The organism is Aeromonas sp. QDB17 (genome assembly GCF_027705305.1).
GTDB classification, from domain to species: domain Bacteria; phylum Pseudomonadota; class Gammaproteobacteria; order Enterobacterales; family Aeromonadaceae; genus Aeromonas; species Aeromonas caviae.
The window spans coordinates 31,656-54,551 of sequence record NZ_JAPDBP010000018.1; the positions used below are offsets into that span (position 1 = coordinate 31,656).

Below are 22,896 nucleotides of genomic sequence, written 5' to 3' on the forward strand. Positions count from 1 at the left end.
GCCAGTGATGTGTGAACCGCTCTCAATCATGGTGGCCTCCTTGTGCGCTCTGCCAGGTGATGGCCAGGGCGAACCAGGCGGCGTGCGGGATCCATTGCTCCCCCCAGCGCCAGTTCTGATCCAGCCGATCCTTGTACGCCTCTGGAATAAAGGCCACGTCATTTTCGTCATCGAAGCCGGCGGTGATGCCGTTGCAGATCCCCCCCTGTGCATTGGGGTAGCCGGCGGTGTATTCCGGGTTGTTGATGCCCTGACCCGCCAGCATGCAGGTGTTGAAGGGGTTTCTCCCCAGGATCCAGTCGAGCTGCTGCTGGCCGAAGGTGCGCAGCAGTGCGCTCTGCCCGGGCAGGTGCTGTGCGGCAGCAAACGCCATGGTGGCGAGCGACGCGAGGCGAGCGTTCTCCCCTTGCCACCAGTAACCGGATTCGTTGTGGTGGGGCATGAAAAAGCTCACCCGGGGCGCCTCATCGACCCCTTTCACATACTGGCGGGCGAGGGCGAAGGGATTGCCTGCCCGGGCCGCGAGGGCCAGCTCGGCGGCCAGGGCCTGCTCGGCGACGGTCCGGGCCGCCCACTGGCGCGCCGGATCCGGCTCGATGGCGAGATACTCCAGCAGCGCCAGCACCGGCAGGCCCGCCTCAGCGGCGTGGTAGTAGGGGCGAGAGCCATCGTCGTTGGCCGACCAGTAGTGACCCAGCTCAGGATGAGGGCGCTGGCGGGCACAGAGCTTGCTGGCACGGGCTCTCGCCTCATTCAGCCACTCGGCGCCGAAAGTGCGGGTTAGCTCGACCGCCGCCAGCAGGGCGCAGTAGTCGTCGATGATGTTCTCGACCCCGTCGTCCAGGTAGGCGAGGTTGTGCTCGCGCAGGTGCAGGTAGCCGCGTCTGGCCGCCTCGGCGTACTGGCTTGTGTCAAGGTCGCCGCCAATCGGTTCCCGGGCGGCGCGGGCCAGGGCGGCGATGGCCATGCCCCCCCCCTGGCGAAAACCCGCCTGCCAGCGGGCGGACTTGATCCCCTGCTGGGTCGCATAGGCGCACAGCTCTCGCTGCTCGGGATCCTTGCTCCACTTGTCGAACAGGGTCATGTAGAAGAAGCCCGACTCATCCTGCATCCGGCAGAGGAAATCGGCGCCGTGCAGCCCCTCGTCATTGAGCCGCTTGCAGAGGTTCAACCCGTCGATATCGCGGCGTGGGGCCAGGAGTTCCCGGCACTTGAGCAGGGACCAGACCACCATGGGGGTCTGCTGGGGATTGAGGTAGTTGGCGTAGGAGAGGTGACTCAGGTACTTGCTCATGTCGCCGCTGGCGTCGAACCAGCCGCCATGTACGTCCCGGTGCTGATCGGTGCCAAAGAGGCGTGCCCTGCGGTCCGCCCGGTCGAAGGTGCCGCTGGCGCGTTGTCCCTTGAAGTAGTGGATGACATCGGAGAGGCAGCGGCGCGCCAGCAGCCCCCGGCCGATGGCAAAGGGGGGGGAGCGCACCAGACGCTCCTGCGCTTCCGTGGTCACGACGGCCTCCAGCCGGTAGTGGCCGGGCTCGGTGAAGGCGGAGAAATCGGCCCGCCAGTAGTGGCGCCCCTGCCAGCCGGGGACGCATCCCGCTGCCACCAGAGGCGCCTCCAGCAAAAGGTGGTCGTCCTCCTGGCGCAGCAACCTGACGTGGCCGCGGATATCGAGGTCGGCGCCGCACTGCAGCAGGACGCTCTTCTCCCCGTCACATTCGTAACCCACCTGGTTGATCAAAAGTTCCATCAAGGTCTTACTCCGAAGGCTCGCCCCTGACGGGCGAGGCTCATTGCGGGGCCTTGCGGCCCCGACGCGAGGCATGGCCGGGCGACGGCGCCCGGCCGCGGGCCTGCTTACCCCTGCTCGTGGAGGTAGCAGCGCACGAAGTGGTTGTCGGCGAGCCGGGTCACCGGCGGCAGGCTCTCCTTGCAGCGGGGCATGGCCTGATGGCAGCGCCCGGCAAAGGGACAGCCCCGGGATTCCGGGGTCCAGAGCGGGATTTCCCCTTTGCGGCCTCCCTCCAGCTCGGCGTGGATGCTCTTCTCGGGATCCGGCACCGCCGAGATGAGCAACTGGGTGTAGGGGTGCTGGGGGTGGTGCAGGATCTCGTCCACCTCTCCCCACTCCACCATGTGACCCACGTACATCACCGCCAGATCTTCCGCCACGTAGCGGGCGGTGGCGATGTCGTGGGTGATGTAGAGCATGGAGACGCCGAGCTCGTTCTTCATCTGCTCCATCAGGTTGAGGATGCCGATGCGAATGGAGACGTCGAGCATGGAGGTGGGTTCGTCCGCCAGCACCACTTCCGCCTCCACCGCCAAGTTGCGGGCGATGTTGACCCGCTGGCGCTGGCCGCCGGAGAGCTGGTGGGGGTACTTGGCCGCGGTCGCCTTGGCGGGGGTCAGCCCCACCTTTTCAAGGAGGCCATAGACCATGTCGGGTAGATCCCGCTTGTCGCTCACCTTGCTGTGAAGCAGCAGGGGGCGGGCGATGTGGTGGTAGATGGTGTGGGTCGGATTCAGTGAACCGAACGGATCCTGCCACACCATCTGCACGCTCTGGCGATAGTCCAGCAGGGCGGTGCCCTTGTTGAACTCCTCCAGATCCCGGCCACGGTAGAGGATGCGGCCGTTGGAGAGCTTGTACATCTTGGCGATGATCTTGGCGATGGTGCTCTTGCCGGAGCCGGATTCCCCCACCACTGCCAGGGCGCGGCCCCGGTGCAGGTTGAAGGTGATGTCGGACAGCGCCCGCATCTTGCCGCTCTTGATGGCGTTGGAGTTGACGGCGAAGTCCTTGTAGAGGTGCTGGACCTCGATGATGGGCGCGTCGGTTTGGGCGATTTGCATGACAGACATCCTTAACAGCCAGCGGCCTTGTCCAGATGGATCGGAAGATCCGGTTGTTCCTCTGCTGCCTCATGAAGGTGACAGGCAGCCTGTTGGCCGGGCCGGATCTCGGCCAGCCGGGTGTATTCCTGGCGGCAGCGCGCGTGCACCTTGGCGCAGCGTGCCTGGAAGCGGCAGCCTACCGGCACCTCCAGCAGATTGAGGGGGCTGCCAGGGATCCCCTCCAGCACGGTCTTGGGCCCATGCAGGGGGGGGAAGGAGTTGCCAAGGCCCCGGGTGTAGGGGTGCAGGGGCGCGGTCAGGATCGCCTTGGCCGGCGCCACCTCCACCAGTTCCCCCGCGTACATGATGCCGATGCGATCGCAGAACTCGACCATGAGCGAGAGGTCATGGGTGATGAAGAGGATGGAGAAGTTGAACTTCGCCTTGAGCGCATAGACCTTCTGCAAAATCTCCCGCTGCACCACCACGTCGAGCGCCGTGGTGGGCTCGTCCATGATCAAGAGCTCGGGGTTGAGGGCCATGGCGATGGCGATCACCAGCCGCTGGCGCATGCCGCCGGAGAACTGGTGCGGGTAGTCCTTGAGCCGGCTCGGGTGGATGTCGACGATCTCCAGCAGCTCCTGGGCACGCTTGATCGCCTCATAGCGGGTCATGCCGGGGTTGTGGGCCAAGAGCACGTCGCAGAACTGCTCCTCCATGCGCAGCACGGGGTTGAGCGCATTCATGGCGGACTGGAACACCACGCTCGCCTGGCGCCAGCGGTAGCTGCGCAGTCGCTCGTCGTCGAAGCCGAGGATGTTCTCTCCCTTGAACAGGATCTCGCCGCCGCTGATGTAGGCGGGCGGCTTGTGCAGCCTGGCCACCGAGAAGGCGACCGTGGACTTGCCGCAGCCGGACTCGCCGGCGAGGCCGAACACCTCACCCGGCATGATGTCAAAACTGACCGAATTGACGGCGCGCACGTCGCCGCTCTCGGTGATGTAGTCGACGCAGAGATTGCGCACCGACAGCAGGGGTTGTTGCAGGGTCATGCTGTCTTCTCCTGAGCTGTGATGGGAGTGGCAAGCTGCTTCCAGCGACGCAGGCCCTTGTGGGAACGAAGCTGCGGGTTGGCGATTTCGTCGATGGCGAAGTTGAGCATGGCCAGGCCCGCCCCCAGGGTGGCGATGGCGAAGCAGGGGGCCAGGATCTCCCACCAGGCACCCACCAGGATGGCGCTCGAGGTCTGGGCGTTGTAGAGCATGATGCCCCAGCTGACCACGGTCGGGTCGCCGAGCCCCAGGAACTCCAGGGTCGCCTCGGTGACGATGGCGTAGATGATGGACCCGATGAAGCTCACCCCGATGATGGAGATGAGGTTGGGCAGTATCTCCACCAGGATGATGCGCCAGGCCGGTTCACCCAGCACCTCGGCGGCGATGACAAACTCCTTTTCCCGCAGGGCCAGGGTCTGGGCACGGATCACCCGGGCACCATAGGCCCAGGAGGTCAACCCTATGATGAGGGCGATCACCATGGGGGAGGCCTCTCCGATGAAGCTCGCCAGCACCAGCAACAGGGGGAGGTTCGGGATCACCAGCACCACGTTCATCAGGAAGGTGAGGCACTCGTCCACCACGCCGCCGAAGTAGCCGGCGGTGATGCCCACCGTGATGGCCAGGGCGCACACCAGCAGGCCTGCCCCGAAGCCCACCATCAGGGAGATGCGGGCGCCGTTGGTGAACTGGGCCCAGAGATCGTGGCCCATGCGGTTGGAACCCATCACCAGCTCCACGCTGGGGGGCTGGTGGGGGCGGGCGACCCGCTTGGTGGGTTCGTTGCTGGCGAGCAGCGGGGCGAACAGGGCCATCAGCACGAAGGTGACCACGATGGCGAGGCCGAAGGCGGCCTTCTTGTTGCCCAGCAGGATTTTCAAGATAGTCGGCATACGCATCTTATTTGCCTCCTGTACGCAGACGGGGATCCAGGAAGACGTAGAGCACGTCCGCCAGGAAATTGAAGCTGAGCATGGTGATGGTCATGATGAGCAGTTGCCCCTGGATGAGGGGGTAGTCACGGGCCAGGATGCCCTGATAGAGGGTCAGTCCCAGGCCGGGGTAGTTGAAGATCACCTCGGTGATGAGGGATCCGCCGATGACGAAACCGAGCGCCATGGAGAGGGCGGTGACGCTGGGCAGCACGGCGTTGCGGGCGCCGTAGTTGAAGATCACCCGGTTGCTGGAGAGCCCCTTGGCCTTGGCCATGGTGATGTAGTCCTCGCCCAGGAGGTTGATCATGTTGTTGCGCATGGTGATGAGAAAGCCCCCTACCTGCACCGCGGCCAGGGTGCCCACCGGCATGATGGCGTGCAGCAGGATGCTCTTGATGTGTTCCCAGCCAAAATCGGCGGGGATCTCGGGGCTGTAGGCGTAGCCGATGGGCAGCCAGCCGAGGCTCACGCCGAACAGGAAGAGGGCGAGCAGAGAGACCACCACGGGGGGGATGGCCTGCATCACCAGGGTGAGCGGGGAGAGGATGCTGTCCATGCGTCCGCCCCGGTACCAGGCGGCGAAGATGCCGACGATGGAGCCGATGGAGAAGCTCAGAATGGTGGAGGTGCCCACCAGGAACAGGGTCCAGCCGATGGCGCGGCCGAGGACGTCGGCAACCGGTTGGGGGTAGTAGCGCACCGAGGTGCCGAGATCCCAGGTGAAGACGCTCTTCACATAGGTGAGAAACTGGGTGCCGATGGGGCCGTCCACGAAACCGAAGGTGGCTTTGAGGGCTTCCAGTGCGGCGGGTTCCATCATGGCGCCGGCCCGGGCAAACATGACGGAGACGGGGTCTCCCGGCATGGCTCTGGGTAGCAGGAAGTTGATGGTGGCGGCCACCAGGAAGGCGACCAGATAGAAGGAGAAGCGTCTAAGTATAAATCCCATGGTGATACCTTTTACTGCAAGCCTGCCCCGCGCCGGGCAAAGCTCCCCCAACCCCGGCAGGTGCGGGGGATGGAAGACATGGCGGGGAAGAGGGCCCCCCGCAGGGGGCCGGGGTGATTAGCTGTTTGGCTTGAGTGACAGCACGTGCAGCAGACGCTCCGGAGTGTCCGGGTGAACCTGCGGCTTGGCGACCGGGTTGTCGGCACTGAACCAGCCATTGAAGCGCTTGGTGCTGTATTCGTACCAGGTCGGGTTGTTGAACACCGGGATGATGGTCTGGTTGGCCCCGACACGCTCCTGGATGGCGAACATGATCTCCTTCTGCTTGGCCGCATCGGCGGTCTGGGTGAAGTCGTCGATCAGCTTGTCGAGCTCGGGATCCTTGTAGCGGGGCGCCGCGAAGCGGTTGCCGCGCTCACCCATGTTGCGGGAGTGGAAGGCGGTCTCGAAGTACTTGTGCGGGTTGGCACCGGCAAAGTAACCCTGCAGGGCGACGTCGAAGTCACCGGTGATCAGGGACTCGGTCCAGACGGTGGCTTCCGGGGTGGCGGTCTTGGCGTTCAGGCCCAGGGCCTGCAGGCCTTCGACCCCGATCTGGACGGTGTTGACCCAGTCGGTCCAGCCGTTCGGTACCAGCACTTTGAACTCGATCTTCTTGCAGCTCGGGGTGTCGAGGAACTTGTCGCCGTCACAGTCCTTGTAGCCCGCCTGTTTCAGCAGGGCCTTGGCCCCTTCCAGGTCGAACTTGTTGTACTTGCCGTACTTCTTCTCGACGTCCGGGTTGTCCCAGGAAGCGAATGCCTTGCCAAGCCCTGACGGGTACTCGTTGACGGTGGGGTAGCCGTAGCCCGCGATGTCCACCATGGACTGGCGGTCCATGGCCATGGAGAAGGCGCGGCGGAAGTTGATGTCGTTGAAGGCTTCGTGGTTGCCCGGGTTCTTGCTCTGGAAGTTGACGTTGAACGCCACTGTGCCGGAGGCGGGGAACCAGTACTTGTTGTTCTTGGGATCGTTGCCGACGTAGAGGCGCTCGATGTCCGGTACGAAGGAGCCGAACCAGTCCACGTCACCCTTCATCACGGCGGCCAGTACCTGGTCGTTGGTGGCCATCTGCGGCATGCGCAGGCAGTCGATGGAGAGGCTGGCGTTGTCCCAGTAGTGCGGGTTGCGGCACTGGGTGTAGAGCTGGGCGGAGAAGTTGTCCACTTCGGTGAAGGGACCGGTCCCGACCGGCTTGTCGTTGGTGAAGGCCACCGGGTCTTTCACCGACTTCCACTGGTGCTCCGGCACGATGGGCACCAGCACCAGGTCGTTCACCACGTTGGTGTTGATCTCGGCCAGGTCGAATTTGACCTTGTGGTCACCCAGCTTCTCGACACCCTTGATCTGGGTCCAGATGGAGCGCTCGTCCAGCGCCTTGTTGGCCTTGACCAGGTTGAAGGAGAAGAGGATGTCGTCGGCGGTGAAGGCTTCACCATCGGACCACTTGACCCCTTCGCGCAGGTCGAAGGTGACGGATTTCAGATCATCGCTGAAGGCGTAGTGGGTAGCCAGACGATAGACGGGTTTGCCACCCTGCATATCGTTGAAGATCACCAGCGGCTCATAGATGAAGTGACGGGTGGTGTGGAGCAGACCCGCTTGCAGGAAGGGGTTGAAGTTCTTGACCCATGCGGTTTCCTGCTGGGCAACCAGGGTCAGCACCGTCTTGTTGTCGGCGGCCATGGCTGTGCCGGTGGCACCGGCAAGCAGAGTTCCCAGCATGACTGAGGTTGCGATTTTGGATACTTTGGCAAGCATATTTTTTCCTTTCTTATTGGTCTTCCATGGTTTTGGAATGGAGCACCGACATCGCATGCTTGGATACCGGCCCTCGCTGTTGGTCAGGTTTTGCACCCTTGTAGTTGTGTCGTCCAACGCCCTTAGAAAAGCAGAATTAACAGGAAAACAACAACTCTTCATTTCGTCGATATCGTAAAAATTGCACGGCGCACGTCATTATCGTCAAAATGTATTTTTAATCCTTTTAAATTATACAGTTGCATTAATTCTCACAAAGTAAAAAGTCACCTTGCCACTCCCTGTGACAACGATAATGTGAGCTGGATCGTGCTCGTTTTTTCCCCGTTGACACGGCTTATTTTTGTGCAGGAAACAAGCGACTCACGCGAGCGGAGAGAAGTGTGCGCTGGTTCACGGGCGCGTGCGAAAAGAGCAAGGGGAGGGAGATCAGTGATGAGGGGCGGGACAGGGGATGATATGGGGGCATGCAAGAGCCTGAGGGGCGGCGGACATTAAAAAAGCCAGTCGGTGAGACCGACTGGCTTTGAGGGGGAGTGCGTGATTATTCCACCAGGCTGGCCCAGAGGTCGTACTCGTCCGCTTCGTCGATGCGGACCTTGACCATGTCGCCGGGCTTGAGGCCGGTTTCACCGTTCAGGTAGACCAGGCCGTCGATCTCGGGGGCATCGGCGGCGGAGCGGCCGGTGGCGCCCTCTTCGTCCACCTCGTCGATCAGCACCAGCATCTCTTTGCCCACTTTACGGGCCAGCTTGCGGATGGAGACCTGCTGTTGCAGCTCCATGAAGCGCTGGAAGCGTTCTTCCTGCACCTCGGCCGGCACCGGATCCGGCAGCTCGTTGGCCTTGGCCCCCTCGACCGGGCTGTATTTGAAGCAGCCAACCCTGTCCAGTTCCGCCTTGTCGATGAAGTCCAGCAGCATCTGGAACTCTTCCTCGGTCTCGCCGGGGAAGCCGACGATGAAGGTGGAGCGCAGGGTGATCTCGGGGCAGATCTCGCGCCACTTCTGGATGCGCTCCAGGGTGCGCTCGACGGAGCCGGGGCGCTTCATCAATTTGAGGATGCGCGGGCTGGCGTGCTGCAGCGGGATGTCGAGGTAGGGGAGGATCTTGCCGTCGCGCATCAGGGGGATGACGTCATCCACGTGGGGGTAGGGGTAGACGTAGTGCAGGCGCACCCACATACCGAGCTTGGCCAGCTCTTCGCACAGGGCCACCATGCTGGTCTTGACCGGCATGCCGTCGTAGAAACCGGTGCGGTGCTTGACGTCCACGCCGTAGGCGGAGGTGTCCTGGGAGATCACCAGGATCTCCTTCACGCCAGCCTCTTTCAGGCGCTTGGCCTCGGCCAGTACTTCGCCGATGGGGCGGCTCACCAGATCCCCGCGCATGGAGGGAATGATGCAGAAGGTGCAGCGGTGGTTGCAGCCTTCGGAAATCTTGAGATAGGCGTAGTGGCGCGGGGTCAGCTTGACGCCCTGGGCCGGCACCAGGCTGGTGAAGGGGTTGTGGGTGGGTTTTTCCACGTATTTGTGGACGTGGCCCAGCACCTCTTCATAGGCGTGGGGACCGGTGATCTCGAGCACCTTGGGGTGGATCTCGCGGATCTGGTTCTCTTTGGCACCCAGGCAGCCGGTGACGATCACCTTGCCGTTCTCGGCCAGGGCTTCACCGATGGCTTCCAGGGACTCCTGCACCGCGCTGTCGATGAAGCCGCAGGTGTTGACCACCACCAGCTCCGCATCGTCATAGCTGGGCACCACGTCGTACCCTTCGGTACGCAGCTGGGTCAGGATGCGTTCGGAATCGACCAGGTTTTTGGGGCAACCCAAGGAGACGAATCCTACTTTGGGGGCCTGTTTTGTGTTGGACATCGCTCAATCACTCTTAGGTGGCTCTTATTCAAGGGCGCGGATTTTACCGGAATGGCTAACCAAAAACTATACAGCCGACACGTCGGAAGCGAACAATCTCTTTGCCCGGGGAAGCGGGGTGGGGCGGGCGTGACATGACCACGGGCAGGGAGGGGGCCGTCGCCGGTGCGGGCGGGATCACGATCCCTGTGCGCCGTCACCATTTGGCAGGAGGGGCAAAACGGGTGTCACTATACTCCCAACAGGCCTATCAGAAGGATGTGCGGGATGGAGAGTTCATTTGGTGAGAAAGTGCAGAATGTGCACGCCACCCTCAGGCAGCGGTTTGACAAGTTGAGCCGGGTGGCGATCGCCATCTACGACCCGCAGACGGACCAGCTCAAGACCTTTGCCCACAGCACGGACGGGGGCTCGCCGCTGTTGCAGTACGAGGTCAGGCTGAGCGAGGTGCCTTCCCTGCGCTACCTGGCCGAGCACCAGCAGCCCAGGGTGCTCGATACCCTGGATTCCCTGCTGGGCTCCCCCTCCGAGCACAGCCGCAAAGTGCTGGCGGCCGGGTACGCGTCGAGCTATACCGAGCCGCTGCTGCTCAACAGTCGCTTGTTCGGCTTTCTGTTTTGCGATGCCAAAGAGCCCGGTTACTTCGATGGCGCCATTTGCGGTGAGCTGGCGGCCTATGCCCAGATCCTGGCGGCCATCATCGCGGTGGAGTTCTTCTCCATCCAGACCCTGAACGGGGCGCTGACCACGGCGCGGGAGTTCAGCCGCTACCGGGACGAGGAGACCGCCAATCACCTGCACCGGATGTCGGCCTATTCGCGGCTCATCGCCCGGGAGGTGGCGGCCCATTACCCCTTGAGTGACGAGGAGGTGGAGTTCATTCACCTCTTCTCCGAGCTGCACGATATCGGCAAGATTGCGGTGCCCGACGCCATCCTGCTCAAGCCGGGCAAGCTCACGGCCGAGGAGTACGGGGTGATGAAGACCCACCCCTTCAAGGGGCGGGAGATGATCGCCCTGATGATCCGCGAGTTCGGCCTGGACGGTATCCATCACACCGACATGCTGAAGAACATCATCGCCTACCACCATGAGCGTTTCGACGGTCAGGGTTACCCGGAAGGACTGGCGGGGGAGGCGATCCCCCTGGAGGCCCGCATCGTCGCGGTGGCGGATGTGTTTGACGCCCTTACCAGCGAGCGACCCTACAAGCAGGCCTGGCCCCTCGAAACGGCCTTTGAATACCTCAAGACCCATGCAGGCAGCCAGTTCGACCCTGTCTGCGTCGCGGCGGCGCTGCAAAGCCGGGAGGCGTTTTGTGCGATCCATCGGCAATATCGGGATCCCGTGATCACCTGATTGCGCCCCTCTCTCCTCCCCGGTTTCTCCCGGATTCCCCAGGCCCCGTCATCTGACGGCGGGGCCCTGGGGCCATTTCTCGTTTCATCACCTTTTGGTGCATCCGGCGCCGGGGGTTGTTCTGCGGCATTGCGGCTTTGCGGCGGGGCAGGGCGCCGCGGTGAGCGGGGCGGCCAACGGGAGGATTGTCCGGGGTAAGGTCATAAGAGTGCCTTATAAAGAGAGGCCAGATATTAGCCGTATGACTGACATGAGGCCGCTGGCGGGCACGACATGGCCGGGGCGGCGCCTCTGGTGGCCCGTCCCGTCGCGATGTCGGCTCGGTGGTGACACTTTGATCATTTCAATAATTCTTGTATAGTTGAAATGAAGCATCCAAGGGGGGAGACCCATGAACAAAGAGACGGCCACCAAGGTCTTTGAATCGCTGGCTTCCGGCATCCGGCTCGAGGTGTGGCGGCTGCTGGTCAAGGCCGGGCTGGAGGGGCGGGTCGCGGGGGAGCTGGCTGGCGAGCTCGACATCGCCCCCAATACCCTCTCGTTTCACCTCAAGGGGATGCTCAACGCCGGGTTGCTGTCGGTGGAGCAGGAGGGGCGCTTTCTGCGCTATCGCGCCAACATCCCCCTGATGCTGGGGGTGATCGCCTACCTCACCGAGGAGTGCTGCGCCGGTCATCCCGAGGCGTGCGGCCTGCTGCCCGCCGGGCCCGGCAGCGCTTCCCGCGCCGAGGCGTCGTCGCCCTGCTGCGGCGAGTCGTAACGGGCCATGCCGGGCTGTCTATGCCCATGTGCCGTGTCATTCATCTATTCAACCTGGGGTGCGAGCGTGGATCGCACCGGGAGTCATCATGTCTGCAAGCTGTGAGGCCAAGGCAGCCCCTGCCATCGGCTTTTTTGAACGTTATCTGACCGCCTGGGTCGCCCTCTGCATCCTGGTGGGCATTGGCCTCGGGCAGGGGTTGCCGAGTCTCTTCAAGGCCATCGGCGCCATGGAGGTGGCCAGGGTCAACCTGCCGGTGGGGCTGCTTATCTGGGTGATGATCATCCCCATGCTGCTCAAGATCGACTTTGGCGCCCTGCACCAGGTGAAGGGGCACCTCAAGGGAATCGGGGTCACCCTCTTCATCAACTGGCTGGTCAAGCCCTTCTCCATGGCCTTCCTCGGCTGGCTCTTCATCCGCGTGCTGTTTGCCGACTGGCTGCCGGCGGATCAGCTGGACAGCTACGTGGCGGGCCTCATCCTGCTGGCGGCGGCCCCCTGTACCGCCATGGTGTTTGTCTGGAGTCGCCTCACCAACGGCGATCCCTACTTCACCCTGTCGCAGGTGGCGGTGAACGACCTCATCATGGTGTTTGCCTTTGCCCCGCTGGTGGCGCTGCTGCTGGGGGTCTCCAGCATAGTCGTGCCCTGGGATACCCTGCTCACCTCGGTGGTGCTCTACATCGTCATCCCCGTCATCCTCGCCCAGCTGCTGCGCAAGGCCTTGCTGAGAAAGGGGCAGGCCCATTTTGACGGCGTCATGACCCGCATCCAGCCCTGGTCGGTGGCGGCCCTGCTGCTCACCCTGGTGCTGCTGTTCGCCTTTCAGGGCAACGCCATCATCGAGCAGCCGCTGGTCATCGCCCTCCTGGCGGTGCCCATCCTGATCCAGGTGCTGTTCAACTCCGGGCTCGCCTACTGGCTCAACCGCAAGGTGGGGGAGAAGCACTCGGTGGCCTGTCCTTCCGCTCTGATCGGGGCCTCCAACTTCTTCGAGCTGGCGGTGGCCGCCGCCATCAGCCTGTTCGGCTTTCATTCCGGCGCGGCGCTCGCCACCGTGGTCGGGGTGCTCATCGAGGTGCCGGTCATGCTGCTGGTGGTGCGCGTGGTCAACGCCAGCAAACCCTGGTACGAGGCGGGGCTAAAGCGCTAACGGATGGCCACTAACCCATTTCTATTCACTTGAGTCATGAGAGACAGGTAAATGAGTGCAATCACTATCTATCACAATCCAGAGTGCGGCACCTCCCGCAACACCCTCGCGCTGATTCGCAACAGCGGTGTGGAGCCCACCATCATTCACTATCTGGAGACGCCCCCCTCCCGCGACGAGCTGGTGGCCCTGATCGCCGCCATGGGCATGCCGGTGCGCGATCTGCTGCGCAAGAACGTGCCCCCCTACGAGGCGCTGGGGCTGGCAGAAGATCGCTTCAGCGATGACGAACTGATCGACGCCATGCTGGCCCACCCCATCCTCATCAACCGGCCCATCGTGGTCACCCCCCTCGGCACCCGGCTGTGTCGCCCGTCGGAGGTGGTGCTCGATATCCTGCCCGACCCGCAGCAAGGGGCCTTTGCCAAGGAGGATGGCGAGCAGGTGGTGGACGGCCAGGGCAAACGGCTTCGTTGAGCCCCTGCGCGTCAGCGTCTGACCCGCGCCGGGGGGATGCCCTTAACGGGCAGGCGCCAGATCTGCTACTGTGACCTTCGACTCATCACAGAGGGTGGAAACAATGAAGATTCGATTCTTGGTGATAGCCACGGCACTGGCGCTGGCCTCAACCCCCGGTCTGGCCGACTGGGCAAAGCTGAAGGAGGCCGCCTCCGAACTCGGTACCGCGGTGAGCGATACCAGCAAGGAGGCGTGGAAGGGGATCACCGATTTTTCCAAGGAAACCTGGGAGTCGGTGTCCAGCTGGGGGGCCGAAGCCTACAACAAGGCGGGGGCCTGGACGGCAGAGAGCGCGGCCACCGGCAAGGAGTGGCTGACCGCCGCCGACAAGAAGCTCGACACCATGCTCGAGCCCAAGACCCCGGAGGAGGCGAGAACCGCCCTCGATACCATGGCCGATACCGCCCTGGTGCGGCTGTTCAACGAGCAGCCCTCGGCCAAGTTGCTGTTTGACAAGGCTTATGGCTATGCAGTGTTCGACTCGCGCAAGTTCTCCCTGATGATCCATACCAATCAGGGGGCCGGGGTCGCCATCAATCGCACCAGTGGCAAGCACACCTACATGAAGATGTTCGGTGCCGGTCTTGCGGCCGGGATCGGCGGCAAGTTCTACCAGCAGGTGATCCTGTTCGAGGACAAGGCGAGGTTCGATGCCTTCGTCAGCAAGGGGTGGGAAGCCACCTCCGAGGTGGGCGCCGTGGCGGGCAAGGAGAGCGCCGAGCTCACCGCCAAATACAATGGCGGCATGGCCATCTATCAGATTGGCGAGAAGGGGCTGTTGCTTGACGCCAACATCTCGGGCTCCAAGTATTGGCTGGATGATGAGCTGAACAAGTAACCCCTGCCAATCTGACCCGGTCTTTCATGGATGGCTAGAGATGTACCCTGTTTACTTGTCGGGACTTGCAGTAAAAAGAGGGCCTTGGGCCCTCTTTTTCATGGGCGCCGCACAGAGTCCAGCGACAAGGAGAGCAAGATGACCCATGAGGCCGAGCAGGATCGGATGGCTACCCACCGCCGGGAGTGGGACAAGCAGAGCATCTATCTGCGGCGGCGGCTGGGCGATCCCCCCGGCTCTACGGCCTGATCCCCGGATGGCCGGTGCCCGCCGGCCTGATCGCGCCCCGCTTTTATCCCTGATCTCGAGATCTCGCTCTGGTTGGCACCTTTATTGCTTCAAGCCAGTCAGTGTCAATGATTTGTCTGGGAAGGGAAGATGGAAATTAGCGCAAGCAGCCTGATGCAAGAGATGCAGGCCCTCAAGGTGGAAGCCGGTGCCACGCCGTTGACCCAGCCCGGTCGTCCGGTCAGTTCGGATTTCGGCCAGATGCTGCAACAGGCCCTGGACAACGTCAACGAGTTGCAGGGCACCGCCAACGATCTGCGTACCCGCTTCGATCTCGGCGACAAGTCGGTGGATCTCTCCCAGGTGATGATCGCCGGCCAGAAATCCTCCATCGCCTTCGAGGCGACGGTGCAGGTGCGCAACAAGATGGTCGATGCCTACAAGACCATCATGAACATGCCGGTGTAACTCGGGCCCATGGCGACCGAGCATCATGAAGATGTCAGCAATAAGGACATAAACCGTGGCAACTGATCAAAACGGCGATCTGCTGATCAACAACGAGGGGGCGGCCGCCCTCGACGAGCACGAGCAGAAGAGCTCGGCGCTGGGCTTCCTGTCCAACACCGATGTGTTGCGCCAGATCACCCTGATCCTGGGGCTGACCATCTGTCTGGCCATCGCCGTCTTCATCCTCTTGTGGGGCAAGGAGCCGGAGATGCGTCCCCTCGGCACCTTCACCACCCAGGAGCTGGTCTCCACCCTGGATTACCTGGATCAGCAGAAGATCCCCTATCAGGTGGACGGCAAGAGTGTGCTGGTCAGTGCCGAAAACTATGCGGACATCCGGTTGCGCCTGACCCGCGCCGGTCTGGCCAACAACAGCGACGCCAGCAACGACGGCGAAGCCATCCTGCTCAAGGACTCCAGCTTCGGCGTCAGCCAGCGCATGGAGAGCGAGCGCCTGAAACTGAGCCGTGAGCGCCAGCTGGCGAGCGCCATCGAGCAGTTCCAGAACGTCGCCAAGGCCCAGGTGCTGCTGGCTATCCCGAAAGACAACGTGTTTGCCCGCAACGAACGCAAGCCCAGCGCCACCGTGGTCCTGAGCCTCAAGGGCAACGCCCTGGGCCAGGGTGAGGTGGACTCCATCGTCGACATGGTCGCCTCCGCCGTTCACGGTCTGGAGCCGACCCGCGTCACCGTGACCGACCAGAACGGTCGCCTGCTCAACTCCGGCTCCCAGGATCCCCTCTCTGCCCAGACCCGCAAGGAGTTTGCGATGCAGCAGAAGCAGGAGCTCGAATACAAACAAAAAATTGACGCCATCCTGATCCCGGTGCTGGGGGCCGACAACTATACGGCGGAGGTGGATCTCTCCCTCGACTTCTCCCAGCAGGAACAGACCCGCAAGACCTACAACCCGGACCTGCCGGCGGTGCGCTCCGAAATGACCATGGAAGAGAACAGCGCCAGCGGCAGCAACGGCGGGGTGCCCGGCGCCCTCTCCAACCAGCCGCCCGCCGCGTCCAACATTCCCGAGCAGGCTGCCGGCGCAGAAGGAACCGCCTCTTCCGGCCGTTCCCGCAAGGAAGCGACCCGCAACTTCGAACTGGACACCACCGTCAGCCACATCCGGCGCCAGCAGGGCGGCATTCGCCGCATGACGGTGTCGGTGGCGGTGGACTACAAGGCCATCCCCGGCGCCGACGGTGCCGTGACCCGGGAAGCCCGCAGCCAGGCCGAACTCGATACCCTGCGCCGTCTGCTGAGCGGCGGTCTGGGCTTTGACGTGACCCGGGGGGATACCCTGGAGGTGGTCGCCATTCCGTTCAACCGCCCGGAACTCGAGACCGTGGCCGACATCCCTCTCTACGAGCAGCCCTGGTTCTGGCGCGCGGTGCGCATCGCCGCCTCCGTGCTGGTCATCATAGTGCTCATCGTCACCGTGGTGCGGCCCATGCTCAAGCGCCTGCTCTACCCGGACGCCAAGCCGGAAGGGGAGCTGGACTTCGACAACCACACCGTGCTGGGTGGCGACGACGAACTGAGCCTGCTGGCCGCCCAGGCCGAGGCCGAACCGGTATTCGGTCTGCGGGATGGTCAGCTCAAGCTGCCTGACCTGCACCGTGACGAGGATCTGCTCAAGGCCGTGCGCGCCCTGGTAGCGAACGAACCTGACCTGGCTGCCCAGGTCATCAAAGAATGGGTAACCAAAGATGCCTGAAGAGAATAAAAGCCAGGTCACCGGCAACGACATCACCGAAAGCCAGCGCCTGATCCTGGATCAGATGGGCGGCATGGAGATGGCGGCGGTGTTGATGCTGAGCCTCAACGAGGAGGACGCGGCCCAGATCTTCCGCCACCTCGAGCCCAAGCAGGTGCAGCGGCTCGGCATGTCCATGGCCTCCATGTCGGATTTCAGCCACGATCGGGTGGCGGCGGTGCATCGTCAATTTATCGACGACATCCAGAAGTACACCAACATCGGCATCGGCAGTGAAGACTTCGTGCGCAAGGCCCTGGTGGCGGCGCTCGGGGAGGACAAGGCCAGCAACCTGGTGGATCAGATCATCCTGGGGTCAGGTGCCCGCGGCCTCGACTCCCTCAAGTGGATGGATGCCCGCCAGGTGGCCAGCATCATCCAGAACGAGCACCCGCAGATCCAGACCATCGTCCTCTCCTATCTGGAGCCGGAGCAGTCCGCCGAGATCCTGAGCCAGTTCCCGGAGCAGGTGCGCTTGGATCTGGTGATGCGCATCGCCAACCTCGAAGAGGTGCAACCGGCGGCGCTGCAGGAGCTCAACGACATCATGGAGAAACAGTTCGCCGGTGCGGCCGGTGCCCAGGCGGCCAAGATGGGCGGCCTGAAGGCTGCGGCCAACATCATGAACTACCTGGACACCAACATCGAAGGGCAGCTGATGGACTCCATCCGCGAGTCGGACGAGGAGATGAGCCAGCAGATCCAGGATCTGATGTTCGTGTTCGAAAACCTCATCGACGTGGACGATCGGGGCATCCAGACCCTGTTGCGGGAAGTGCCCGGGGATCTGCTGCAACGGGCCCTCAAGGGGTCGGACGACCAGATGCGGGAAAAAGTATTCAAGAACATGTCCAAGCGGGCCGCCGAGATGCTGGCGGACGACCTCGAGGCCATGGGGCCGATCCGGGTCTCCGAGGTGGAGGCCGCCCAGAAGGAGATCCTCTCTACGGCGCGCCGCCTGGCGGATGCGGGCGAGATCATGCTGGGGGCGGGTGGTGGCGAAGAGTTCCTCTAAGCCATGGGCCATGGAATGTGCGATGATGTCGGCCCCTGTACTCGGCCCTCGATAGGAGTCTCTTCGGCACATGAATGACAAGAACAGCAAACTGCGCGGCTATCTGAGGCCCGAGTCCGACACGGCGCAGATTGAGACCTGGGGCTGGCCAGAGATGGAGACCGAAGCCGAGGTCGAGACCAATGCCCTGGGGCTGGCTCCTGACTGGTATCGTCAGGAGCAGGCCGATGCGGCCCTGCCGGAAGAACAACCCGAAGAGCCCGCCCCCAGCATCACCGCCGAAGAGGTGGAGGCGATTCGTCAGGCCGCCTGGGAAGAGGGGATGCGCGATGGGCGCGAGGCCGGTTTTGCCAAGGGGCTGGAAGAGGGCAAGCTCGAAGGCTTGCAGCAGGGCCACCAGGCCGGGCTGGAGCAGGGCAGGGAAGAGGGACTAGCCATGGGGCGGGAGCAGGTGGAGCTGGAGATAGCCCGCTGGCAAGCCCTGGTCTCACGCCTGGCCACTCCCCTTGGCGAGATGGACGAAGCGGTGGAGCAGCAGCTCATCGCCCTGGTGCAACAGCTCGCCCGCGCCCTCATCCGCCATGAGGCGCAAACCTCCCCCACGCTGCTGCTGGAGGCCCTCAAGCAGGGGTTGGCCCTGCTCCCTGCCGCCGAGCAGGGGGTCACCCTGATGCTGCACCCGGAGGATGTGACCCGGGTGGAGGCCGCCTTTGGCGCCGAGGAGTGCGCCAGGCGCCACTGGCGGCTGCAAAGCGAGCCCACCTTCTCCCCCGGCGATCTGCAACTGGCCACCGAGCTTTCCAGCATCGATCTCACCCTCTGTGGGCGCATCGATCAACTGCTGCGCAATTTCCTGCGTGACAACGCGAGCTGAGCCATGGCCTGGTTCGAACCCGTCGTGCAGCGCCCTGCTGACGGCATCATCAGGCACTCATCGTCGGAGGCGACATGACGGCACCCCTTCTTGATCGGCTTAAAGGCTACCGGGTTCGCGAGCAGGCCCCCATACCACCGGTGGCAGGCAAGCTCACCCGGGTGGTGGGGTTGACCCTGGAAGCCATTGGCTGCCGCGCTGCCATCGGCTCCCTGTGCCGCATCGATACCCAGGATGGGGCCCTGGAGGCCGAGGTGGTGGGGTTTGCCGGGGATCGCCTGTTCTTGATGCCGAGCGAGCAGCTCAAGGGGGTCATTCCCGGCGCCCGGGTGGTGCCCGTCACCGAAGATCACGGCATTCCGGTGGGCATGAGTCTGCTTGGCCGGGTCATCGACGGCATCGGCCAGCCCCTGGACGGGCTCGGTCCCATCCTCTCGTCCCAGACGGTGCAGTTCGCCCAGCACCGCATCAATCCCCTGGCCCGTCGCCCCATCCATCAACCCATGGACGTGGGGGTACGGGCCATCAATGCCGTGCTCACCGTGGGCCGGGGTCAGCGTATGGGGCTGTTCGCCGGCTCCGGTGTCGGCAAATCCGTGCTGCTTGGCATGATGACCCGGGGCTCGGTGGCGGATGTGGTTGTGGTGGGCCTCATCGGCGAGCGGGGCCGGGAGGTGAAGGAGTTCATCGAGGAGATCCTCGGCGCCGAGGGGCGCGAGCGCGCCGTGGTGGTGGCCGCCCCTGCCGATGCCTCGCCGCTGATGCGCCTCAAGGGGTGCGAGACGGCGCTCGCCATCGCCGAGTATTTCCGCGAGCAGGGGCTCAACGTGCTGCTGCTGATGGACTCCCTCACCCGCTACGCCCAGGCACAGCGGGAAATTGCACTGGCGGTGGGGGAGCCGCCGGCCACCAAGGGCTATCCCCCCTCGGTGTTTGCCAAATTGCCGGCGCTGGTGGAGCGGGCCGGCAACGGCAGCGACGGCCAGGGCTCCATCACCGCCTTTTTCACCGTGCTGACGGAGGGGGACGATCTGCAGGATCCCATCGCCGACGCGGCCCGGGCCATCCTCGATGGCCACATCGTGCTGGCGCGGGAGCTGGCGGATGCGGGCCACTATCCGGCCATCGACATCGAAAAATCCATCAGCCGGGTCATGCCCATGGTGACCTCACCGGAGCACATGGAGCTGGCGCGCACCTTCAAGCAGTTCTACTCCCTCTACCAGCAGAACCGGGATCTCATCACCATCGGCGCCTATAGCCAGGGCTCGGATCCGCGCATCGACCGGGCCATCATCCAGAAACCCTATCTGGATCAGTTCTTGCAGCAGAAAATGCGCGAGGTCATTCACTACGATGAAGGCCTGCAATCCCTGCAACTGGTGGCCATGCCCCTGATGCGTTGACCGGTGGAGAGCCCTTATGAGTAAAGGATTGACGTTGCTGGCGAGTCGGCTGGAGGAGGCCGAACAGCAGGCCGCCATGGCGCTGGCCAAGGCCCAGCAGGATCTCAAGCTGTTCATGGATCAGCAAAACGCCCTCAACCAGTATCGCCAGATCTACCACCAGCAGTGGACGGAGCGCGGTCTGCAGGGGATCAGCCCCCAGCAGAACAGCCAGTATCACGCCTTCATCAACAAGCTCGAAAACGCGGCGACCCAGCAGTACCAAGGGGTATTGCAGGTGCGCGAGGCACTGGCCGAGTGCCGCACCCAGTGGCTCGAAGCCCAGCAGCGGCGCAAGGCGGTCGAGCTGCTGCTGGAGAAGAAGGCGGACAAGGTGCGCCAGAAGGCCCAGCGCCAGGAGCAGAAGATGCTGGATGACTACGCCATCCTGCGTCGTTATCACCAATCTGGCCTGTAATTTGCTTTCTTCCAGTCATGCGAGGCCGATGGGCCAAGCCATGACCGCACGTGCGGCCGTCACCGAATCGTCGTCAGGGATCCCAGCATGATACAGACCCCCTTGATTAGCACTCTCCCCCAGGCGCCTTCTGCCGATGGCAGCGCCACCCTGCTGCCTCCCACCGTCGGGGGCGAAGGGGGCGTGCAGCCGTCAGGCGAGGGCAAGGCCGCCTTCTCGCAAGCCATGGCCATGGCCCAGCTGATGGGCAAGGCGCCAGCCAGTCAGGGCAATCCACCACTCCAGGGGCCCGCCGAGGGCACCCGGGAGGGGCTTGCCCCGGCTGCCAAATCTTTGGCGTCTGACGAGCCCGCCACCGAGTCCGCGTCTTCCTCGAAGGGGGCGGACGACGAGGGGGAGCTGCCTCCCGACGACTTCCTGCAACAGTTGCAAGCCTCCCTGCGCCAGGATGTGAGCCTGGTGGTGCCCCCGACATCGCCCGCCATGGCCGGTGAGGCGGCGGCGTCTGTGGACGGCAACCCCTTGCCGCCTGGCGCCGCTGCGCCTGGGATGGCAGAGGGGGTGGGAATGGCAGAGGACGTGGGGTTGGCAGAGAGCGTGGAGGCGACAGAGGGGAGCGCCTCCCTGCCGCAGATGGCGCCAGAGCGTCAGCATGAAGGGAACAAAACGAAAGCCAACCCCGGTGTGGCCCAAGGCGCCAGCGCCGTGCCGAGCGGTCAGGGGGCTCTGCCGCTGGGGGCCGAAGAGCCCCCCTTGGCCGATGACACCGCCGTGGCCGACCAGGGCGGGGTGACCCGCCAGCCCATGGCAGGCAAGGGAGCGGAGCCGGATGCCAAGGGGGGCGAGCCCCCTCTCTCGGGTCAGGAGCGTGCCGCCCTGCTCGCCAAAGTAGTGGCCGGAGAAAACGCCCAGGCTCCCACTGTCACCCGGGCTGACTCATCGCAAGAGGCACAGGTGACCAATCCCCTGGCGTCGGCCGGACAGGGGACAACCGCTTCCCATGCCACCAGCGCCTATGGCGATGGCGTGATCCGGACGGTGGCGCAGGGGCCGGCCTCTGCGGCCACACCGGAGTCCGTCCCGCCCGCGACGGCGACAGGGGCAGAGAAGGACGCCCCTGTCGCCGGTGAGGCCAGACAGGCTGAGGCCGCGAGCGGGCAGGGAGCCCGTGCAGGGGCCGAGCCTGCGGTGAATGCAGGGAGCAGCCAGCCCGTGACGACGGAGGACCCGGCCCCCGTGCAGGTGGCGCCGCAGATCCTGGCCCGTCATGAATCCCAGGGGGCACAGGCTCCCCTGACGGCCCTCTCGGCGGGCCTGGACCAGATGGAGAGCGCCCCCGTGGTGGCCGCCGGCGTTGCCGTGTCGGTGAAGCCCGCGGTGGACAAGTCCCGGCTCGATGAGCTGGGCAAACAGTCGGGGATGGAGGTCAAGGGCAGTGAACCCGCCGAGGGGAGCCAGCCTTTGCATCAGGCCCAGAGCCAGGTCGGCGAGAACAGACCGCTGGCCGAGGTGACCGTCAGACGAGAGCCCCAGAGCCTGCCCCACCTCAAGCTGGCGACCCCTGAGGCTCCCGAGCAGCTGCACCACAAGGTGAACCTGATGCTGGCGGACAAGCTGCAACAGGCGGAGATCCAGCTAGACCCCCTGGGGCTTGGCAAGATGAAGATCCAAATCCAGATGGATGCCTCCAGCCAGGCCAGCGTGCACTTCGTGGTGCAGCATGGCCAGACCCGTGAGATGCTGGAGCAGGCCATGCCGCGCCTGCGTGACATGCTGGCAGGGCAGGGGATCCAGCTCGGCCAGACCGTGGTGCAACAACAGGCGCAGCAGCAAGCCTTCCAGCAGCAGGGGCAGTCATCCTCCCAGGGTCAGTCCGGTTTCGGTGACCAGGGGCGACAGGGGGGAAATGGCGGCGGCAGCGATGGCAGAGAGGCCGAGGGGAGCGCTCGCAACCTCACGCTGCTGGTGGAATCGGCAAACGATGCCGGAATCGATTTCTATGCTTGATGCATTCTTAAGTAAGTTTATGATACCGAACAAGTTTGAGACTAGGGTGGACAAGGGATGGCAGACGATAACGAACTGACGCTGAAGGATCCGGCGGCAGGCAAGAAAAAGAAGCTGATCATGATAGTCGCCCTGGCCGTCGTGCTCCTTGGCGGGGGCGGCGCCGGCGCCTGGTTCATGCTCGCCGGTGGGGATGAGCCCGCTGCCGAAAAGAGCGAGGCCAAGCCGGAGGCGAACACGCCCCAGCCCTCGCTCTATGTGGGCATGCCCCGTCCCTTCGTGTTCAACGTGGCGGGAGGCCAGCGGGATCGGCTGGTGCAGATCAAGATCCAGCTGATGGTGCGCGGCACCGCCGACGAAACCCTGGCCAAACAGAACATTCCCCTGATCGAAGGCACCTTGCTGCGGGTCTTCAGCTCGGCGACCGCTGAACAGCTGATGACCTTCGAGGGCAAGGAGAAGCTGCGTCAGGATTCGCTGGAAGAGTGCCGCCGGGTGCTGAACGACCTGGTCTCTTCTCCCGTAATCGAACAAGTGCTGTTTACCGGCTTTGTCATGCAATGAAAG

The 22,896-nt window shown here is 63.8% G+C and carries 20 protein-coding genes; 13 read left to right on the top strand and 7 right to left on the bottom strand.

Annotated elements, in window-relative coordinates; genetic code table 11:
- Positions 1-22: 22 nt before the first annotated feature.
- The 7 genes from OKC41_RS15250 to rimO all read right to left on the bottom strand — a co-directional run bounded on the left by OKC41_RS15250 (position 23) and on the right by rimO (position 9,450).
- On the bottom strand, positions 23-1,750 hold the full coding sequence (locus tag OKC41_RS15250; protein WP_270672135.1) for a glycoside hydrolase family 9 protein: 1,728 nt from the start codon (positions 1,748-1,750) through the stop codon (positions 23-25).
- Positions 1,751-1,857: 107 nt separating this feature from the next.
- Positions 1,858-2,856: an ABC transporter ATP-binding protein gene (locus OKC41_RS15255; RefSeq protein ID WP_039040529.1), complete on the bottom strand. Its 999-nt coding sequence runs from the start codon at positions 2,854-2,856 to the stop codon at positions 1,858-1,860.
- Positions 2,857-2,867: 11 nt separating this feature from the next.
- Complete coding sequence (locus tag OKC41_RS15260; RefSeq protein WP_270672136.1) at positions 2,868-3,890, bottom strand: ABC transporter ATP-binding protein; 1,023 nt, start codon at positions 3,888-3,890, stop codon at positions 2,868-2,870.
- On the bottom strand, positions 3,887-4,792 hold the full coding sequence (locus tag OKC41_RS15265; protein WP_010673904.1) for an ABC transporter permease: 906 nt from the start codon (positions 4,790-4,792) through the stop codon (positions 3,887-3,889). The genes OKC41_RS15260 and OKC41_RS15265 overlap by 4 nt, the downstream gene beginning before the upstream one ends.
- A 1-nt stretch (position 4,793) precedes the next feature.
- Positions 4,794-5,777 (bottom strand): ABC transporter permease, encoded by a 984-nt coding sequence (locus tag OKC41_RS15270; protein ID WP_010673905.1) that lies wholly within the window; start codon positions 5,775-5,777, stop codon positions 4,794-4,796.
- Between the two features lie 117 nt (positions 5,778-5,894).
- Positions 5,895-7,577: an ABC transporter substrate-binding protein gene (locus OKC41_RS15275; RefSeq protein WP_010673906.1), complete on the bottom strand. Its 1,683-nt coding sequence runs from the start codon at positions 7,575-7,577 to the stop codon at positions 5,895-5,897.
- Between the two features lie 544 nt (positions 7,578-8,121).
- Positions 8,122-9,450 (bottom strand): 30S ribosomal protein S12 methylthiotransferase RimO, encoded by a 1,329-nt coding sequence (gene rimO / locus OKC41_RS15280; RefSeq protein ID WP_010673908.1) that lies wholly within the window; start codon positions 9,448-9,450, stop codon positions 8,122-8,124.
- 267 nt (positions 9,451-9,717) lie between these two features.
- On the opposite strand from rimO, the gene OKC41_RS15285 reads away from it, so the two are divergent.
- The 13 genes from OKC41_RS15285 (at position 9,718) to fliL (ending at position 22,893) form a co-directional block, all read left to right on the top strand.
- Positions 9,718-10,809, top strand: a complete 1,092-nt coding sequence (locus tag OKC41_RS15285) for an HD domain-containing phosphohydrolase (RefSeq protein ID WP_201889851.1) — start codon at positions 9,718-9,720, stop codon at positions 10,807-10,809.
- Between the two features lie 391 nt (positions 10,810-11,200).
- The gene (locus OKC41_RS15290; protein ID WP_270672137.1) at positions 11,201-11,569 is read left to right on the top strand and encodes a helix-turn-helix transcriptional regulator; all 369 of its coding nucleotides are present in this window, start codon (positions 11,201-11,203) and stop codon (positions 11,567-11,569) included.
- Positions 11,570-11,657: 88 nt separating this feature from the next.
- Positions 11,658-12,722 carry an ACR3 family arsenite efflux transporter gene (arsB, locus tag OKC41_RS15295; protein ID WP_201887801.1) on the top strand — a complete coding sequence of 355 codons (1,065 nt, stop codon included), beginning with the start codon at positions 11,658-11,660 and terminating at the stop codon, positions 12,720-12,722.
- A 51-nt stretch (positions 12,723-12,773) separates the two neighbouring features.
- Positions 12,774-13,199, top strand: a complete 426-nt coding sequence (gene arsC / locus OKC41_RS15300) for a glutaredoxin-dependent arsenate reductase (protein WP_113977750.1) — start codon at positions 12,774-12,776, stop codon at positions 13,197-13,199.
- Between the two features lie 103 nt (positions 13,200-13,302).
- On the top strand, positions 13,303-14,079 hold the full coding sequence (locus tag OKC41_RS15305) for a hypothetical protein (protein ID WP_201894310.1): 777 nt from the start codon (positions 13,303-13,305) through the stop codon (positions 14,077-14,079).
- Positions 14,080-14,457: 378 nt separating this feature from the next.
- Positions 14,458-14,775, top strand: a complete 318-nt coding sequence (fliE, locus tag OKC41_RS15310; protein WP_029314161.1) for a flagellar hook-basal body complex protein FliE — start codon at positions 14,458-14,460, stop codon at positions 14,773-14,775.
- A 55-nt stretch (positions 14,776-14,830) separates the two neighbouring features.
- Positions 14,831-16,531 carry a flagellar basal-body MS-ring/collar protein FliF gene (fliF, locus tag OKC41_RS15315; RefSeq protein ID WP_010673916.1) on the top strand — a complete coding sequence of 567 codons (1,701 nt, stop codon included), beginning with the start codon at positions 14,831-14,833 and terminating at the stop codon, positions 16,529-16,531.
- Positions 16,524-17,585, top strand: coding sequence for a flagellar motor switch protein FliG (fliG, locus tag OKC41_RS15320; RefSeq protein ID WP_010673917.1), 1,062 nt, complete (start codon positions 16,524-16,526; stop codon positions 17,583-17,585). Before fliF ends, fliG begins: the two co-directional genes overlap by 8 nt.
- A 70-nt stretch (positions 17,586-17,655) precedes the next feature.
- Positions 17,656-18,459 (top strand): flagellar assembly protein FliH, encoded by an 804-nt coding sequence (gene fliH, locus OKC41_RS15325; protein WP_010673918.1) that lies wholly within the window; start codon positions 17,656-17,658, stop codon positions 18,457-18,459.
- Positions 18,460-18,533: 74 nt separating this feature from the next.
- Positions 18,534-19,865: a flagellar protein export ATPase FliI gene (gene fliI, locus OKC41_RS15330; protein ID WP_029314163.1), complete on the top strand. Its 1,332-nt coding sequence runs from the start codon at positions 18,534-18,536 to the stop codon at positions 19,863-19,865.
- A 16-nt stretch (positions 19,866-19,881) separates the two neighbouring features.
- The gene (gene fliJ / locus OKC41_RS15335) at positions 19,882-20,322 is read left to right on the top strand and encodes a flagellar export protein FliJ (RefSeq protein ID WP_039039911.1); all 441 of its coding nucleotides are present in this window, start codon (positions 19,882-19,884) and stop codon (positions 20,320-20,322) included.
- Positions 20,323-20,409: 87 nt separating this feature from the next.
- Positions 20,410-22,329, top strand: coding sequence for a flagellar hook-length control protein FliK (locus OKC41_RS15340; protein WP_270672138.1), 1,920 nt, complete (start codon positions 20,410-20,412; stop codon positions 22,327-22,329).
- 57 nt (positions 22,330-22,386) lie between these two features.
- Entirely contained in the window at positions 22,387-22,893 is a 507-nt protein-coding gene (gene fliL / locus OKC41_RS15345) for a flagellar basal body-associated protein FliL (RefSeq protein ID WP_010673922.1), read from the top strand.
- Positions 22,894-22,896 lie beyond the last annotated feature (3 nt).